13 protein-coding genes and 1 pseudogene are annotated in these 17328 nt (G+C 62.6%); 6 read left to right on the top strand and 8 right to left on the bottom strand.

Annotation, left to right across the window (positions count from 1 at the left end):
• Positions 1 to 8 precede the first annotated feature (8 nt).
• Positions 9 to 1337 carry a citrate synthase gene (gene gltA, locus AC0L25_RS21560; RefSeq protein ID WP_473597365.1) on the bottom strand — a complete coding sequence of 443 codons (1329 nt, stop codon included), beginning with the start codon at positions 1335 to 1337 and terminating at the stop codon, positions 9 to 11.
• Between the two features lie 246 nt (positions 1338 to 1583).
• Positions 1584 to 3035, bottom strand: a complete 1452-nt coding sequence (gene gltX / locus AC0L25_RS21555) for a glutamate--tRNA ligase (protein ID WP_473597364.1) — start codon at positions 3033 to 3035, stop codon at positions 1584 to 1586.
• 102 nt (positions 3036 to 3137) lie between these two features.
• Here gltX and AC0L25_RS21550 point away from each other — a divergent pair.
• Positions 3138 to 5570, top strand: a pseudogene (locus tag AC0L25_RS21550) (ComEC/Rec2 family competence protein).
• Here AC0L25_RS21550 and lexA read toward each other — a convergent pair.
• The 6 genes from lexA to AC0L25_RS21520 all read right to left on the bottom strand — a co-directional run bounded on the left by lexA (position 5564) and on the right by AC0L25_RS21520 (position 11930).
• On the bottom strand, positions 5564 to 6301 hold the full coding sequence (gene lexA, locus AC0L25_RS21545) for a transcriptional repressor LexA (RefSeq protein WP_473597363.1): 738 nt from the start codon (positions 6299 to 6301) through the stop codon (positions 5564 to 5566). The pseudogene AC0L25_RS21550 and the gene lexA sit on opposite strands and share 7 nt — an antisense overlap.
• A gap of 104 nt (positions 6302 to 6405) precedes the next feature.
• A complete protein-coding gene (locus AC0L25_RS21540) occupies positions 6406 to 7611 on the bottom strand; it encodes a molybdopterin molybdotransferase MoeA (protein ID WP_473597362.1) in 1206 nt (401 codons plus the stop codon).
• Complete coding sequence (gene moaC, locus AC0L25_RS21535) at positions 7611 to 8108, bottom strand: cyclic pyranopterin monophosphate synthase MoaC (RefSeq protein ID WP_473597361.1); 498 nt, start codon at positions 8106 to 8108, stop codon at positions 7611 to 7613. Before moaC ends, AC0L25_RS21540 begins: the two co-directional genes overlap by 1 nt.
• A gap of 66 nt (positions 8109 to 8174) precedes the next feature.
• Positions 8175 to 9026 (bottom strand): indole-3-glycerol phosphate synthase TrpC, encoded by an 852-nt coding sequence (gene trpC / locus AC0L25_RS21530; RefSeq protein ID WP_473597360.1) that lies wholly within the window; start codon positions 9024 to 9026, stop codon positions 8175 to 8177.
• 4 nt (positions 9027 to 9030) lie between these two features.
• On the bottom strand, positions 9031 to 10041 hold the full coding sequence (gene trpD, locus AC0L25_RS21525) for an anthranilate phosphoribosyltransferase (protein WP_473597359.1): 1011 nt from the start codon (positions 10039 to 10041) through the stop codon (positions 9031 to 9033).
• Complete coding sequence (locus AC0L25_RS21520; RefSeq protein WP_473597358.1) at positions 10038 to 11930, bottom strand: SurA N-terminal domain-containing protein; 1893 nt, start codon at positions 11928 to 11930, stop codon at positions 10038 to 10040. The genes trpD and AC0L25_RS21520 overlap by 4 nt, the downstream gene beginning before the upstream one ends.
• 145 nt (positions 11931 to 12075) lie before the next feature.
• Between AC0L25_RS21520 and tpiA the strand changes: the two genes are divergently transcribed.
• The 5 genes from tpiA (at position 12076) to AC0L25_RS21495 (ending at position 17229) form a co-directional block, all read left to right on the top strand.
• A complete protein-coding gene (tpiA, locus tag AC0L25_RS21515; RefSeq protein WP_473597357.1) occupies positions 12076 to 12843 on the top strand; it encodes a triose-phosphate isomerase in 768 nt (255 codons plus the stop codon).
• 282 nt (positions 12844 to 13125) lie between these two features.
• Positions 13126 to 13572, top strand: coding sequence for a preprotein translocase subunit SecG (gene secG / locus AC0L25_RS21510; RefSeq protein ID WP_473597356.1), 447 nt, complete (start codon positions 13126 to 13128; stop codon positions 13570 to 13572).
• 212 nt (positions 13573 to 13784) lie between these two features.
• A complete protein-coding gene (locus tag AC0L25_RS21505) occupies positions 13785 to 14900 on the top strand; it encodes a L,D-transpeptidase (protein ID WP_473597403.1) in 1116 nt (371 codons plus the stop codon).
• Positions 14901 to 15037: 137 nt separating this feature from the next.
• On the top strand, positions 15038 to 16675 hold the full coding sequence (locus AC0L25_RS21500) for a CTP synthase (protein WP_473597355.1): 1638 nt from the start codon (positions 15038 to 15040) through the stop codon (positions 16673 to 16675).
• A 14-nt stretch (positions 16676 to 16689) separates the two neighbouring features.
• Positions 16690 to 17229, top strand: coding sequence for a DUF1697 domain-containing protein (locus tag AC0L25_RS21495; RefSeq protein WP_473597354.1), 540 nt, complete (start codon positions 16690 to 16692; stop codon positions 17227 to 17229).
• Positions 17230 to 17328 lie beyond the last annotated feature (99 nt).

The raw sequence follows: 17328 nt of genomic DNA, 5'->3' as shown, positions 1-17328 counted from the left end.
CTACTCCCTCATCTCTTCGCAATCGGCACGTAGTCGCGTTCCGGCGCACCTGTATAGAGCTGGCGCGGGCGACCGATCTTCTGGTGCGGATCCTCGATCATCTCTTTCCACTGCGCGATCCAGCCGACGGTACGGGCGACCGCGAACAGCACGGTGAACATGGTGGTGGGGAAGCCCAGCGCCTTCAGCGTGATGCCGGAATAGAAATCGACGTTGGGATAAAGCTTCTTCTCGATGAAATAGGAGTCGGTCAGCGCGATCTTTTCCAGCTCCATGGCGATGTCGAGCAGCGGATCGTCCTTGATGCCGAGTTCGCCCAAAACCTCATGTGCGGTCTTCTGCATGATCTTGGCGCGCGGGTCGTAGTTTTTGTAGACGCGGTGACCAAAGCCCATCAAACGGAACGGATCGTTCTTATCCTTGGCGCGGGCGATGAATTCCGGGATGTGGTCGACATGGCCGATCTCGCCCAGCATGTTCAAGGCCGCCTCGTTGGCGCCGCCATGGGCTGGTCCCCACAGGCAGGCGATGCCGGCGGCGATGCAGGCAAACGGGTTGGCGCCTGACGAGCCGGCGAGGCGGACGGTCGAGGTCGAGGCGTTCTGCTCGTGATCGGCGTGCAGGATGAAGATGCGCTCCATCGCACGCGCCAGCACCGGGTTGATCTTGTATTCCTCGCACGGCACGGCAAAGCACATATGCAGGAAATTGGCCGCGAAATTCAGCTCGTTCTTCGGATAAATGAAGGGCTGACCGATGTGGTATTTGTAGGCCATCGCCGCAATCGTCGGCATCTTGGCGATCAGCCGCATCGATGCGACCATGCGCTGGTACGGGTCCGAGATGTCGGTGGAATCGTGATAGAAGGCGGACAGCGCGCCGACCACGCCGCACATCACCGCCATCGGGTGCGCGTCCCGGCGAAAGCCGGTGAAGAAGCGCGACATCTGCTCGTGCACCATGGTGTGGCGCGTCACCCGGTAGTCGAAATCGTCCTTCTGCGCCTTGGTCGGCAATTCGCCGTAGAGCAAGAGGTAGCAGACTTCGAGGAAGTCGCCATGCTCGGCCAACTGGTCGATGGGATAGCCGCGATGCAAAAGGATGCCGGCATCGCCATCGATGAAGGTGATTTCCGACTCGCAGCTTGCCGTCGACGTAAAGCCGGGATCATAAGTGAACGCCCCGGTGGTGCTGTAAAGCGAGCCGATGTCGATGACATCAGGTCCGACCGAGCCGCTTCGCACTTTGAGCTCGTGAGTTTTGCCGCCGAATTCAAGTTTCGCAGTCGACGCGCGGGTTTTGCCGCCAAATTCCATTTTTGTCGCAGCTTCGGACATTGCAAACTCCTTTAGGTTTTCTCATGCCGGCAAAGGCGAAATATCTGCAACGCAACACGTCGAAAGCACCGGAGTTCGCGCGTTTGCGCCCGCAATTGGATTTGCGTGCCAAATTGGGCCAGGACCTAATGTTGCACTGCGAAAGCCACCTTTCAATGCCAATCTTCTTGGGCCAGTTTGCTAATCGATTTGATCGGCGACGCGCGCCAGGCTTTCCTAGCGGCGAAGGCAAGCGAGCGTTAATCGCTATTTTTCCTCGCCAGGACCAACTCGGATTTTGTCTTCGATCCTTATCTTGCTCTCGTAAGGCCCTAGGACCGTGAGCACATCAAACACCCCGGGCGAGGTGAGTTTGCCAGTTAGCGCAACTCGCAGTGGCTGAGCGATATCGCCGAGCTTCATGTTGTATTGAGAGGCAACCTCCCGAATCGCGTTTTCGGTGTTTGCCGCGGTCCATTCACCAGAAACGTTAAGCAGCGCTGTATTCGCGCTTCGCAGGATTTCTTTCGTGTGAGGGGCAGCCAATAGGGCAGCCGCCTTGGCATCAGCCGGCTCAATTGGCCCCTTCGTTACCAGATAACTAGCGTTATTTGCCAATTCCCTCAACGTACGAGCTCGTGCCTTTAAACCTGGCATAGCCGCCAAAAGCAGTTCCTTTTGCTCGTCAGTGATTTCAAGATTGGAGAGGGCAGTATCTTCCATATAGGGCACGGTATTAAGCAAGGCATTCAACAATTCGGCGTCGTTCATGCGGCGCATATGCACGCCGTTCAGCGCCTCGAGCTTGGCGAAGTCGAAGCGGGCGGCTCCCTTGTTGACATCGCCGATGTCGAACCAGGCAATCATGTCGGCGATCGACATGACCTCGTCGTCGCCGTGGCTCCAGCCGAGCCGCGCCAGGTAGTTGAGCAGTGCCTCGGGCAGGTAGCCCATGGCACGATAGGCTTCGACGCCGAGCGCGCCGTGCCGCTTCGACAGCTTGGCGCCGTCGGCGCCATGGATCAGCGGGATATGCGACATCGACGGCACATCCCAGCCCATGGCTCGATAGATCACCATCTGCCGGGCGGCATTGGTCAGATGATCGTCGCCGCGGATGATGTGGGTGATGCCCATGTCGTGGTCGTCGACGACGACGGCATGCATATAGGTCGGATTGCCGTCCGAGCGCAGGATGATGAAATCGTCGAGATCCTTGTTGGGGAAGCGGACTTCGCCCTGCACGAGATCATGCACCACCGTCTCGCCGTCGGCCGGCGCCTTGATGCGGATTGCGCCCTTGGCGCCGGCCGGCGCCTCCGACGGGTCGCGGTCGCGCCAGCGGCCGTCATAGCGGGGAGGCAGCCCCTTGGCGCGCGCGCTTTCGCGCATCGTCTCCAGCTCGGCCGGCGTCGCATAGCAGTGATAGGCCTTGCCGAGCCGCACCAACTCCTCGGCGACGGCGCGGTGGCGCGGCGCGCGCTCGAACTGCGATACCGGCTCGCCGTCCCAGGTGAGGCCGAGCCAGGAGAGCCCGTCGAGGATGGCGGCGGTTGCCGCATCGGTCGAACGCTCACGATCTGTGTCCTCGATGCGCAGCAGCATCGTGCCGCCAGTGTGTTTCGCATACAGCCAGTTGAACAGCGCCGTGCGCGCTCCGCCAATATGCAGGAAGCCGGTGGGCGAGGGGGCAAAACGGGTGACGACCTTGTCGGACATGGAACTCTCAGGCAAGCGCAGGAAACGGATGTGATTGCGCGGACTTTCGCGCGTCGCGCGTTCATGTAGCATAGGAGGTCAAGGGCGCAAGGGGCAGACCCGATGGCTGGACCAGGCCGCGGCATGGACGAGAGCGAGGGCGCGATCACAAGCGTCAGCGAACGATCGCTGTTTGCCGACGTTCCCCACGCCGAGCCGCTACCCGTTTCGCTGCCTGCGTCGCAGCCGGCCATTCAGCCTCCTTCGCCGGACCGCGCCGCGCCAACACCGGCTCCCACACCCGGGCCTGTCATTCGTTTCCGCCGGCAGCTCAGCCGTCTTTCACCATCCGGTATCCGCAACAGCGTGGCCTCGGCAGCCGGCTTGGAACTAGACCGCGGCGTCGCCTTCCTGCTGGTGCCGGTTTTTCTGGCATGCGGGGTGATCGTTTATTTTTCGCTTGCCGTCGAACCGGACTTTCCGCAGCCCATTGCCGTCGTGGTTCTCACGGCATTGTGTGCGACGGTGACGCGCTCATGGCGCAAAACGCATTTGTGCTTCATGGCAGCGTTGCTGTGCGCACTCGGTGTTCTCGCCGCCAAGGTTGAAACCTGGCGCGTGGGAACGCAGATGCTCGGTTCGGAAATCCAGACCCAGCTCACCGGCCGTGTCGTTAGGCTCGACCAGATGGCGAACGGCCGGATCAGGCTGACCATCGACGTGATGTCAACCGCCCGGCCGACACTGCGTTATGCACCGGGACGTGCCAGGGTTTCAGCACGTAAAATTCCTGCTGAGATGACCGCAGGCTCGGTGGCAACCGGCGGGCCCGGTTAGGCCGGACAGTTATGACTTCTCCTTTTACAGCTATTTCGCCGGTATCGGTGCCAGTGGCTTTTTCCTCGGCAACCCGAAGATCGTTGTTTCCGAAGATGCACCGTTCGCCGCGCGCCTTTCTTCCTCGATCGAAAAGGCGCGCGAAACCATTGCCGACCATATCAGGGACAGCATTGGTGGCGCCGAGGGGGAGATTGCCGCCGCGCTGATCGTCGGCGTGCGTGCCGGCATTCCCGAAGAGATAAACGAATCGATGCGGCGCACCGGCATCTACCACATCATCTCGATTTCCGGCCTGCACATGGCGCTTGTCGCCGGCACCATCATGGGATTGCTGCGCGGCGCCTTTGCGCTGTTTCCGGATTTTTCGTCGCGTCGGCCGGTCAAAAAATATGCGGCTGCCGCCGCACTCGTTTCCATCGCTGCCTATCTCATTTTTTCCGGCATCGTGGTCGCGGCCGAACGCAGCTCATCATGCTGGCGGTAATGCTTGTCGCCGTGCTGTTCGATCGGGCGGCGCTCACCATGCGCAATCTGGCGATTTCTGCCATCGCCGTCATCGTCGTGTCGCCGCACGAGGTGGTCGGCCCAAGCTTCCAGATGTCCTTCGCCGCGACCGCTGCTCTCGTGGGCGCCTATGCCGGCTGGTCCGACTACCGTGCCGACAAGGCCACGGCGCCGCCACAGCGACGGTCACCGGTCGTTTTCGTCACGCGGAAACTCGCCGCTGGGACAGGTACCATCGCAATGACCTGTATCATTGCCGGCAGCGCCACCGCGCTCTTCGCCATCTGGCACTTCCAGCGCGTCTCGCCGCTCAGCTTGTTCGCCAATCTGGCCGTCATGCCGATCGTCACGGTCGTCATGTTCCTGGCCGTCGTCAGCGCCTTGGCATTGCCTTTCGGCTTCGATGGCCCTTTCCTCTACATGATGGGCAAGGGATTGACGGCCATGATTGCAATATCGGGATGGATCTCCGTGCGGTCGCCGGTCGATGCAGTCGGGCTGATCTCGTTGCAGTCGGTTCTGCTGGTGACGGTCGCCCTGGTCATCGCCACGATGGCAACGACATGGTTGCGCCTTGCCGCTCTTCCCTTTGCGCTCGCCGGCTTGCTGACGATTTCCGAGACGCGCACCCCCGACGTGCTGATCTCGGAGGATGCGCATCTGGTTGCGCTACCGATCGGCGGCGGCGAACTTGCCGTCAACCGGGTGCGTTCGAACGAATTCACCACCGACAACTGGAAACATGCGCTGGTTTCAGCGATCATTGTCGAGCCCGAGACATTCGAAAAAGGAGACGTACGGTTGGACATCGCCGACCCGGCCGACCTGCCGCCGGGAGCGCCCTTTTACTGCACTGCCGGCCTGTGCCTCGCCCGGCATCCGTCCGGCGCGATCATCGCGCTCGCCGACAACCGTAAAACCGCGCGGCCAGCCTGTGCCTTTGCGGATCTGATCGTCATCGACGATGCCACAGCCTATTATAATCCCTGCCGCAATCCGCTGGTTCTCGTCGTCACCAAACGGCAGCTCGCTCGCATGGGCAGTGCCGCCGTCTTCTTCGATCCGCTATCGGCGACGACGCGCGCAGAAATCCGTTTTGCCGTCAGACAGCCCTATAGGCCCTGGCATGAGCATCGGAGATTTTCGCGCGAGGCGAGGGGCCTGCCGCCATACCGCAGGGCCGAGAAACCCAAAAAGCCTGCCGTTCAGTAACGCCGGATTAGTCCGACGAGCTTGCCTTGCACCTTGACCCGGTCCGGCCCGAAGATACGCGTCTCGTAGGCCGGATTGGCGGCTTCAAGTGCGATCGAGGCGCCCTTGCGGCGGAACCGCTTCAGCGTCGCTTCCTCCTCGTCGACCAAGGCGACGATGATCTCGCCAGGCTGGGCGGTGTCGGCGTTGCGAATGATGACCGTGTCGCCGTCGAAAATACCGGCCTCGATCATCGAATCACCCTTGACCTCCAGCGCGTAGTGCGTGCCGCCGGTGATCATGTCCGGTGGTACCGAGATCGAATGCGTCTGGTGCTGGATGGCGTCGATCGGCACACCGGCAGCGATGCGGCCCATCACTGGAATGGAGACGGTGGCAACGCCGTCGTCATCATTGCCGGCCGCAGGCATGCGTGAAGGCGCCGGCTTGATCTGTCGCCCGAGGCTGCCCTGCCCAAGGCTGCCCTGAATGACGCTCGGTGAGAATTTGCGCGCCGCATTGAGGCCGGGCGCGATCGAATCGGGCAGACGCAGCACCTCCAGCGCGCGGGCGCGGTTGGGCAGGCGGCGAATGAAACCGCGCTCCTCCAGCGCCGTGATCAGCCGATGGATCCCCGACTTCGAGGCGAGGTCGAGCGCTTCCTTCATCTCGTCGAACGAGGGCGGAATGCCGCTTTCCTTCAGCCGCTCGTGGATGAACATCAGCAGTTCATGTTGTTTGCGTGTCAGCATCGCGACCCCCAACAGAATCAGAAAAACAAACCCAGAACAAACACTATCTGTTCCATTTGTGTTCCGCAACCGTTTAAAGTTTAATGAATGTGTTGACGTTTTGTTCAGCGTAGCATCAGCACGCTGCAGGCGACGCCCGTTGTGGCAGGGGGAGCGAATGGCTCGCGTACGATCAGCCCGTTGGCGTCGGCCAGCATTTTGAGCATCGAGGAATCCTGGATGCCGAACGGGGTCGCCAGCAGCGTGCCGGATTCTTCGCTCACCACGGCGCGTACATAGTCCTGCCTGAGATCGTTGGCCGGCATGGCAGCGCCGAGCCGCGCCTGACGCATGTCCTGCCGGAAGGCGCGGCCGCCGAGCCGCGCAAGCAGCGGCTTCAGAAAGAGCTGTGTGCAGACTAGGCTCGCCACCGGATTGCCAGGCAGGCCGATGCAGCGGATGTCACCCAGCCGCCCGAACATCAGCGGCTTGCCGGGCCGCATGGCGATTTTCCAGAAATCGAGCGTCATGCCTTCACCGGTCAGCACGTCATGGACCAGGTCATGGTCGCCGACAGAGGCGCCGCCCAGCGTGACAATGACGTCGGCGCCTGCGTCGACTGCTTGCTTCACCAGCGTGGCGATCGCCTCCTTGCGGTCGGGGGCGATGCCGAGATCGAGTGCGCTGGTACCGACCGAGCGGGCCGCGGCGGCGACGCCATAGGCATTGGACGATATGATCTGGTCGGGGCCAAGGTCGCTGCCCGGCGGCAGCAATTCATCGCCGGTGGCGATGATGGCGACCAGCGGCCGTTTCACCACGCTGACCTGCGGGTGGTTGGCCGACGCCGCCAGCGACAATGCCGCCGGATCAAGCAGGCGGCCTTTCTCCAGCAGCACGTCGCCCTTCGAGAAATCGAGCCCGAGGCGGCGGATGTTGCGGCCTTCAACCGTCGACGCGGTCACTTCGATGCTGCCGCCGCCGAGATCGCGGACATTCTCCTGGATGACAATGGTGTCAGCGCCTGCAGGAAGCGGCGCGCCGGTGAAGATGCGCACGGCCTGCGCCGGGCCGACTGTTCCGGCAAAGCCGCGTCCGGCCGGCGCCATGCCGATCACCGAAAGCCTTGCGGGCACGGACGCGACATCCTCGGCCCGCGCGGCAAATCCGTCCATGGCGGACGCGTTGAACGGCGGCTGGGTGCGAAGTGCTATGAGCGGCTCCGCCAGCACGCGGTCGGCGGCGTCCATCAGGGCGACGCTTTCAGCTTGCGAGGGCGCAGCATCTTCAAGCAGGCGCTCGAGCGCCTCGGCGACCGGAAGCAGCGCCATTATCGGCCTGCCTCTTGGGCGCCTACCTTGTAGTCGCCGGATTTGCCGCCGGTCTTTTCCACCAGCCTGATGCCGGAGATCACCATGGCGCGATCGACCGCCTTGGCCATATCGTAGATGGTGAGGCAAGCGACCGAGACGGCGGTCAGCGCCTCCATCTCGACGCCGGTCTTGCCGGTGACGCGGGCCAGCGCCGTGACCTTCAGGCCGGGCAGCGTCGCGTCCGGTTCGATGTCAACGGATATCTTGGTCAACAGCAGCGGATGGCAGAGCGGGATCAGCTCATGCGTCCTCTTGGCCGCCATGATGCCGGCGATGCGCGCCGTGCCAAGCACGTCGCCCTTCTTGGCATCGCCGTCGAGGATCATTTTGAGTGTCTCTGGCAGCATCGAGACAAGACCCTCGGCGATCGCCGTGCGGGCCGTCTCCGCCTTGTCGCCGACATCGACCATATTGGCTTCGCCTTTCGCGCCAAGATGGGTGAGGGCGGGCGTCATCGTCAGGTCACCTTAGAGCGACGTGCGTCCGTCTGGACGCGCAAAGTGCGCTCCAATGCTTTGAACCTATGCATCGTGCTCTCCGAAAATCGATTCCGATTTTCGGGCCGATGCATCGGCGGGCGCCTTGCCCGTCAAAAGCAGGCGCGTCGCAGTGGCCACGTCCTGTTGCCGCATCAGGCTCTCGCCGACGAGGAACGAACTGATGTCGCTCCGTTCCAGCCTGCGGCAATCTTCGTGCGAGAAAATACCGCTCTCGCTGACCAGCAGGCGGTCGGCCGGCACCATCGTCGCCAGCCGCTCCGAGGTCTCGATGCTGGTTTCGAACGTCCGGAGGTTGCGGTTGTTGATGCCGATCAGCCGTGATGAGAGTTTCAGCGCCCGTTCCGTCTCGGCCTCGTCATGCACCTCGACCAGCGCGTCCATGCCGAGCTCGAAAGCCGTCGTTTCGAGTTCCGTGGCCACGGCGTCATCGACGCTCGCCATGATGATCAGGATGGCGTCCGCGCCCCACGCGCGGGCTTCGAACACCTGATAGGGATCGAACAGAAAATCCTTGCGCAACGCGGGCAATGTCACGGCGTTGCGCGCATCGGTGAGGAATTCAGGCGCACCCTGGAAGGACGGTGCGTCGGTCAGCACCGAAAGGCAGGCGGCGCCACCTTTCGCATAGGCCATGGCCAGTGCTGGCGGATCGAAATCGGCTCGGATCAGGCCCTTGGACGGGCTCGCCTTCTTGATCTCGGCGATCAGCGCGAAATTCCCGGATCCGCGCTTGGCTTCAATGGTCGAGAGAAAGCCGCGCGCTGCATCGGTGTCCTTCGCCCGCGCCTTTATCTCGGCAAGCGGCACGCGCGCCTTCGCCGCGGCGATCTCGTCGCGCTTGTAAGCTTCGATCTTGCGCAGGATATCAGACACGGCTCTATCCGTTCGAAATCTCGACCAGCCGGTCGAGTACTTTCAGCGCCCGGCCGCTGTCGATGGCTTGCGCCGCCGTCGCCATGCCGTCGGCAAGCGTCGTCGCCTTGCCCGCCACCACCAGTCCGGCGCCGGCGTTCATGAGCACCGTGTCACGAAAGGCGCCGGCAGCGCCGCCCAGCATGTCGCGCAGCGCCTGGGCGTTGTAGGCGGCATCGCCGCCGCGCAACTCGTCCTTGGTGTGCCGCTTCAGCCCGACCGCTTCCGGCGTCAGTGTAAAGGTGCGGATCTCGCCGCCGACCAGTTCGGCCACTTGGGTCTCTCCGGTGGTGGTGATCTCGTCGTAGCCGTCGCCATGGGCGACCCAGGCTTGGTCGGCGCCCAGTGCCTTAAGCGTTTCGGCCACCGGCATGATCCATTCCGGCAAGAAGACGCCGACCATTTGCCGGCTCACACTTGCCGGATTAGAGAGCGGGCCAAGCAGGTTGAAGATGGTGCGGGTGCCGAGCTCGACGCGGATCGGGCCGACATGCTTCATCGCCGGATGATGCGCCGGCGCGAACATGAAGCCGACGCCTGTGTCGTGGATGCAGCGGCCGATCGTTTCCGGGGGGATATCGATCTTGACGCCGAGCGCGGTCAGCACGTCGGCGGCGCCGGTCTGCGAGGACAGTCCGCGATTGCCGTGCTTGGCCACCGGCACGCCGCAGGCGGCGATGACGAAGGCGGATGCGGTCGAGATGTTGACGCTGTGCGAATTGTCGCCGCCAGTGCCGACGATGTCGATCGCCCCAGCGGGCGCGTCGACGCGCAGCATCTTGGCGCGCATGGTGGCGACGGCGCCGGAAATCTCGCTCACCGTCTCGCCGCGCACGCGCAGCGCCATCAGGAAGCCGCCGATCTGGCCGGGCGTAGCGTCGCCCGACATGATGATGTCGAAGGCCTCGCGCGCCTCTTCGAAGGAAAGGGAGTTGCCGGCGGCGACCTTGGCGATATGGGTCTTGAGCGCGCTCATCTGGTCAGGGCTTGGGCAACGGCGGTCTGGTCGATGCGAACGTCGTATTGTATCTGCAGCTGCGCCACCAGCTGGTCGAGCAGGTCGTCGGACATGCCGGCGGTGAACGATTTCTGCGCGTCATCCGGCACCGAGCTGGCGTCGGCTCCGGCAGGCTCGAAGACTTCGGCGATCTTGAACAGGATTTGTCCGTCGCCGGTGGGCGAGGGGATCAATCCGGTCCCGCCTTGGCCTTCGCCGAACATCGCAGCCGCCCCTTCCTTGCCGAAATCGACGTCGTCCGCCCCGCGCTTGACGCCGCGCTTGGTCTGCTTCTGAAGCTTGAGCTCGCTCGCGAGCACATCGAGCGTGGCGCCGGCATCGAGACGCTTTTCGAGCTCGTCCGCTTTTGCGGTGAGCCGCTTGGTCGTTTCCGCCGCCGTCCAGTCGGCCACCACTTTCTGACGGACTTCATCCAGCGTGCGGTCGCGGGCCGGCGTGATCGAATCCACCTCATAGAACACGAAACCGTTGTCGGCAGTGGTGAGGTCGGGATTCTCGGTGCCGGGTTCGGCGTCGAACACCGCCTTGATGAGCTCCGGCGATTCCGGCAGGTCCTTGACGATGGTGCCGTCCGGCCTCAGGCCGGTACGATCGATCGCGTCGATGGTGACGACCTTCAGCTTCAGCTTTTCGGCCGCTTGCTTGAGCGTGCTGCCCGAAGCGCGGATATCTTCGTAATTGTCATGCACGTCCAGCAGAATGCGGCTTGCCTCGCCCAGCGCCAGATCCCTGCGGATATCGGCGGACACTTCGGCCAGCGGCTTCACCACTTCGGGCTTGATGTCGGTGACGCGCAGCAGCACCGGACCGAAGGCGCCCTGAACGACCGGACTGACTTCGTTGACATTGAGCGCAAACGCCGCATCTGCCACCGCCTTGTCGGCGATCTTGTCCTTGGACAGCGTGCCGAGCAGCGTGTCGGCTTGCGTCTTGCCCTCGGCGGCGACGATCTTGTCGAAGGTCGCGCCGGTCTTGAGTGAATCGAGCGCGGCCTTCGCGGCATCAGGCGTTTTGAACACGAGCTGTTCGATGGTGCGCGTTTCCGGCGTGGTGTAGCGCCCTTTGTTCTTTTTGTAGTCGTCGCTGACCTGTTGGTCGGTCACGGCACTCAGATCCATGATGTCTTGCGGCTCGAGCCTGACATAGGAGAATTTGCGGTATTCGGGTGCCGCATAGGTCTTCTTGTTTTCCTCGAAATAGGCCGAAAGCGCGCTGTCGGATGGCGCTTCGATCGGCTCGACCAGCGATTTCGGCAAGATCAGATAGTCGATGGTGCGGTCTTCGCCATGATAGAGCGCGACCGCCTTCAAGAAAGTATCCGGAACCTTGAGGCCGTCCGAAACCGCTTCGACGATCTGCTGGCGCACAGCCACCTGGGCGCGATTCCTCAGATAGTCTTCCGGCCGCATGCCGACCTGTTGCAGTATGTATTCGAAGGTTCTCCTGTCGAAGGTGCCGCCGGGGACCTTGAAGGCCGGGTCTTCATGCGTGAGTTGGGCCAGCCGGTCCTTGGACAGCCCAAGCCCGAGCTTGCGGGCCTGCTCATCGAGGACTGCACCCGACACGAGTTGCGCCAGCACCTGGTTGTCGAGGCCGAGCGCCGTCGCCTGCTCGCGGCTGATGCGCTGGCCGAATTGCTGCGACATCACGCTGATCTGGCGATCATAGGCGAGACGATACTCGTTGATCGACACTTTGGTGCCTCCGGCCGTGACAACGGCGTCATGGCCTGCAAAACCACCGACCATCTGCCCGGAAATGCCCCAGACGGCAAAGCTCAACACCAACAATATCAGCAGCGTCTTCGCGACCCAGGTCCCCGCCGCGCTTCTCAAGATACTAAGCATGGTCACTTCCGATTTTTGGCGCATTTTCGCATGCGCCGAGTTTGAAACAAGCGCAATAGCGTCCTTCCGGCCCACTGTCGATTGCTTTGTGGGCTGAGTTTGGTAGTGAGGACGCAGCCGAATCTTGCCCGGAGAAGCAAATCCCATGACGCCAGGAATCCGCCCGCTGGTCGCCGGCAATTGGAAAATGAACGGCACCAGCGCCTCGCTCAACGAACTCAGGATGATCGGCAACGGCTTCATGAGCGGGCTAGATGCGGAAACCGAAGCGCTGGTCTGCGTTCCGGCGACGCTGCTCGCGCACGCCGCAGAGATTTTGTCGCGCACGCCGGTCCGGGCCGGGGGCGAGGATTGCCACACCAAGGAGAGCGGCGCCCATACCGGCTGTATTTCAGCCGAGATGCTGAAAGATGCGGGCGCCAGCCACGTCATCGTCGGCCATTCCGAACGCCGCGCCGATCACAATGAGGACGACGCCATTGTACAGGCCAAGGCGTCCGCCGCGTGGCGCGCCGGACTGGTACCCATCATCTGCATCGGTGAGACGAGAGCAGAACGCGAGGCAGGCGCGACGCTCGACGTACTGTCGCGGCAGGTCGCCGGCTCGGTGCCGCCCGACGCCACGGCGTCGAATACCGTCATCGCCTACGAGCCGGTATGGGCGATCGGCACGGGACTGACGCCGACCGCCGCCGACGTTGCTGAGGCGCATGCGCATATTCGCGAAAAACTGTCGGAAAAGCTTGGCAGCGCGGCGGCGAAGATGCGCATCCTCTATGGCGGCTCGGTTAAGCCGTCGAACGCGGTCGAACTGCTCGGCGTGAAAAATGTCGACGGTGCGCTTGTCGGCGGCGCCAGTCTGAAGGCGGCGGACTTTCTCGGCATCGCTGAAGCCTATCGAAATATCTCCTAAAGCGCGTCGCGTTTGGCCGGCCTAATGCGACGCGCTTTAGGTTGTTGTTTTTACGCATGTCGTTATCGCAAAACCGCTGCACACTTTTGCGCGACATGCTTTAGCATCGAAAGGCTGTCGGGCACTTCGGATAGGCTGTGCCGTAGCGGAAATCGTTGCAAAGGGCGCATTGCTTCCCATATTCCGGCCACGGGCTTGGAAATGCCGTCAAAGCATTGTATTGAGCCGCCTCCAAATCACCGGCCGTATCCGCGGCCGCGCAAGGCTTTGCCAGGGTAAACTATGGAAACCGTATTGATCGTCGTCCACCTCATGGTCGTGCTCGCTCTTGTCGGCGTGGTGCTGCTGCAGCGCTCCGAAGGCGGCGGCCTCGGCATCGGCGGGGGATCGGGCTTTATGACCGCGCGCGGTGCGGCAAACGCGCTGACGCGGGCGACGGCGATCCTGGCAGCGGCTTTCTTCGCCACCTCGCTGACGTTGTCGATCGTCGCCCGTTACGGCGAAAAGCCGATCGATATTCTCGATCGTGTGCCTGTGACCAACGGCGGGGGCGGCGTGCTCAACCAGTTGCCTGGCACCGCGACGCCGACGCCGCCTTCCGGCAACACGGCGCCGACGCTGCCTACCGGCAATGATGCCGCAGCCCCGGCGCCCGCGGCGGATTCGACCACGCCGCCGGCCACAAACGGCGTCACCCTGCCAGTAACGCCGCAGGTTCCAAACCAGTAACCGGCAAACGTCCAGCGCCGCGATCTGTTGTTGTTTGAACACAGTCGCGGCAAATGCTGCACGATCACGAGGATTCGACCGGGCGCGGCACGACAGGGTGCTTGAGGCGTCTCCGATTAATCGATTATAGATTGCGCGCGGCACTTTCGGGGTCCTTGGGGGACGCCGGGCGACGCCGTGGGCAACAAGCATTGAACGATCGGATCTTCGCCATGCAGCTTCGCAGCTTCATTTTAGCCGGCCTTTGTGCCGTGCTCAGCCTTGGTGCGCCCGCTTACGCGGCCATGCCGGCGGGTAATTCGGCCTCTAAAACCGCAGTAAAAATTGACGTCGTCAACGTCGCCGCCAAAAGCGATACGGCGCAGCTAAGGCTCCTCAAGAAGAAGAAAAACCCGACCGCGGACGATCTTGCCCAGATCAGCAAGATCGAAGCCAAGATCGCGGCCGACAAGAAGGCCGCTCGAGCCAAGGCGCTCGAGGCCAGGAAGCTGGCGATGCGCGAGGCGGCCAAAGCCAAGGGCGACGCCGAACGGCAGGCGTTCCTTGCCAAGAAGGGCGTTGCCAAGAATGCCCAGCTGGCTGATGCCAAGCCGGCTAAGAATAAGACCGTCAAGATCATCGAGCCGGTTCAACCCATCGCACCGATCCAGTCGGCCGAGTCAATTCCCGCCGAAGCCATGAACGTCGCGCTGACCGGCAACAACGGGGAATTGCGCAGCGAGCCGATTGGACAGAAGCCGCAGAGCGTCGGTCTCTTCGCCGGCCTGTTCGGCGGCACGTCCTCGTCGATGTCGCTGCTCCCCGAGACCCGCGCCCTCGACGCCGCACTCGCCAGGAAGGAAGCCAAGAAGCAGTTCAAGGTGAAGCCGGAGTTCGTGCCGCAAGAGGTCGAATTCACCGGCTATAGTCCCGGCACCATCGTCATCGATACGAGTGCGCGCCGCCTCTATCTCGTCGAATCCTCATGGACCGCCCGCCGTTACGCGATTGCCGTCGGTCGTGACGGCCTGCAGTTCAAGGGCACGGTCGCCGTCGGCGACAAGCAGGAGTGGCCGCGCTGGATCCCGACGCTCGAGATGCAGAAGCGTGAACCGAAGAATTACGGGCGGTACAAGGACGGCATGCCCGGCGGCGGCGAAAATCCGCTCGGCGCGCGGGCAATCTATCTTTACGACGGCAAGAAGGACACGCATCTGCGCATTCACGGCACCATCGCGCCGCAGTCGATCGGAACGAGCGCCTCCAACGGCTGCTTCCGCATGATCAACGAGCACGTCATGGACCTTTACCGCCGGGTGAAAGTAGGCACCAAGGTCGTCATCATCTGACGCCTTAACGGGTTATCCCAAAAGGGCCGGTCTCGCCGGCCCTTTTGTTTTGGTCGCGCACCACCAGAGCGCCTTCTTGGAAAAAAGCCTTCGCGGTGGTTTTTTCTCTGGCGGAATCAATTCGGCCGCGTTAAGCGATGACTCCCATGGCGCGATATGTATTCATCACAGGCGGCGTGGTTTCCTCACTCGGAAAAGGCATCGCTGCAGCGGCCCTTGGGGCTCTCTTGCAGGCGCGAGGCTATCGCGCACGCATCAAAAAGCTCGATCCCTATCTCAACGTCGACCCCGGCACGATGTCGCCATACCAGCATGGCGAGGTCTTCGTGACCGACGACGGCGCCGAGACCGATCTCGATCTTGGCCACTATGAGCGCTTCACCGGCCGCTCGGCCAACCAGCAGGACAACATCACCACGGGCCGCATCTATAAGAACATCATCGAGCGGGAGCGGCGCGGCGATTATCTTGGCGCCACCGTGCAAGTGATTCCGCACGTCACCGACGAGATCAAGAATTTCATTCTCAACGGCAATGACGACTATGACTTCGTCCTGTGCGAGATCGGCGGCACCGTCGGCGACATCGAGGCGATGCCGTTCCTGGAGGCGATCCGCCAGCTCGGCAACGACCTGCCGCGCAATAACGCCGTCTACGTGCACCTGACGCTTATGCCCTACATTCCAACGGCGGGCGAATTGAAGACCAAGCCGACCCAGCATTCGGTCAAGGAATTGCGCGGCATCGGCATCGCACCCGATATCCTGCTGGTCCGCGCCGACCGCCCCATCCCGAGGGAAGAGCGCCGCAAACTGTCGCTGTTCTGCAATGTCCGCGAGAGCGCGGTTATTCAGGCGCTCGACGTGCCGCACATCTACGACGTGCCGATGGCCTATCACAATGAAGGGCTGGATTCGGAAGTGCTGGCCGCCTTCGGCATCGATCCGGCGCCGAAGCCGCGCATGGAGCCCTGGCAAGCGGTGTCCAAGCGCATCCACAATCCGGAAGGCGAGGTGACCATCGCCGTCGTCGGTAAATATACCGGCCTCAAGGACGCATACAAATCGCTGATCGAGGCGCTGTCGCATGGCGGCCTCGCCAACCGCGTCAAGGTCAAGCTCGACTGGATCGAGAGCGAAATATTCGAGAAGGAAGACCCGGCACCATGGCTGGAAAAGGTCCACGGGATTCTGGTCCCAGGCGGTTTTGGCGAGCGCGGCGCGGAAGGCAAGATCCTGGCAGCAAAGTTCGCCCGCGAGCGAAAAGTGCCGTATTTCGGCATCTGCTTCGGCATGCAGATGGCCTGCATCGAGGCAGCGCGTTCGCTGGCCGGCGTCGAGCATGCCTCGTCGACCGAGTTCGGCCCGACGGAGGAACCGGTCGTCGGCCTGATGACCGAATGGCTGAAGGGCAACATGCTGGAGAAGCGAAGGGAAACCGGCGACCTCGGCGGTACCATGCGGCTCGGTGCCTATCAGGCGGACCTCGCCAAGGGCTCGAAAATCGCCGACATCTACGGTGACACGCAGATTTCCGAGCGCCACCGCCACCGCTATGAGGTCAATGTCGACTACAAGGAGCGGCTCGAGGAATGCGGCCTGGTCTTTGCCGGCATGTCGCCTGACGGCGTGCTGCCGGAAACGGTCGAATACCCTGACCATCCCTGGTTCATCGGCGTGCAGTATCATCCCGAGCTGAAAAGCCGGCCGCTCGACCCGCACCCGCTGTTTGCCAGCTTCATCGAGGCGGCGGTGGAGCAGAGCCGCTTGGTCTAGACCGACAGGCTACCATGCAACCCTACGTCGCTCTGCTTTACAGCATCGTCCTGGGCGAGGGGCGGCGTCTCGTCATGTCCGATCTCAGGGCCATGACGGTAGGCCTGGGGCTGAACAACCCGCGCACGCTGGTGGCGACCGGCAATCTGGTCTTCCAGACGAAAGAGACAGAAATTGCCGTGCTGGAGCGCCGATTGGAGGCGGCGTTCGAAAAGACCTTCGGCCGCCATGTTGACATCATCGTGCGCCGCGCCGAGGACTGGTTGAAGCTTGCGGCCGGCAATCCGTTTCCCGCCGAATCGGCTGCCGCCGCGGACCAGGTGGCGGTGCGCGTGATGCGCCGGCCCGTTCCCGCTGAGGCGGTTACGGCACTGGAGGCCTATGTCGGCAAGGATGAAAGGATGCAGGTGGTCGGCGGCGACATCTGGATCGTATTTTCGCGCGAGACGCCAAGTTCGCGGTTGCTTGCGGCGGTAAGCCATAAACGGCTCGGCGTCGGCACCTCCCGCAACTGGAACACGGTGCGCAGGCTGGCCGCGATGGTCGGTGAATAGGACTTCACTTTCTCTCATAAGCCTAGCGTGCGCACACATCTGCTTCGGAGGTGTCAAGGGAGTTTTGGCCGGGCAGCAGGTTTGGCTTGTGGGGTTGGA

This window comes from Mesorhizobium sp. WSM4813 (genome assembly GCF_055811555.1).
Note: the sequence above shows the minus strand (reverse complement) of the source record. Positions and strands in the feature narration are given on the sequence as shown.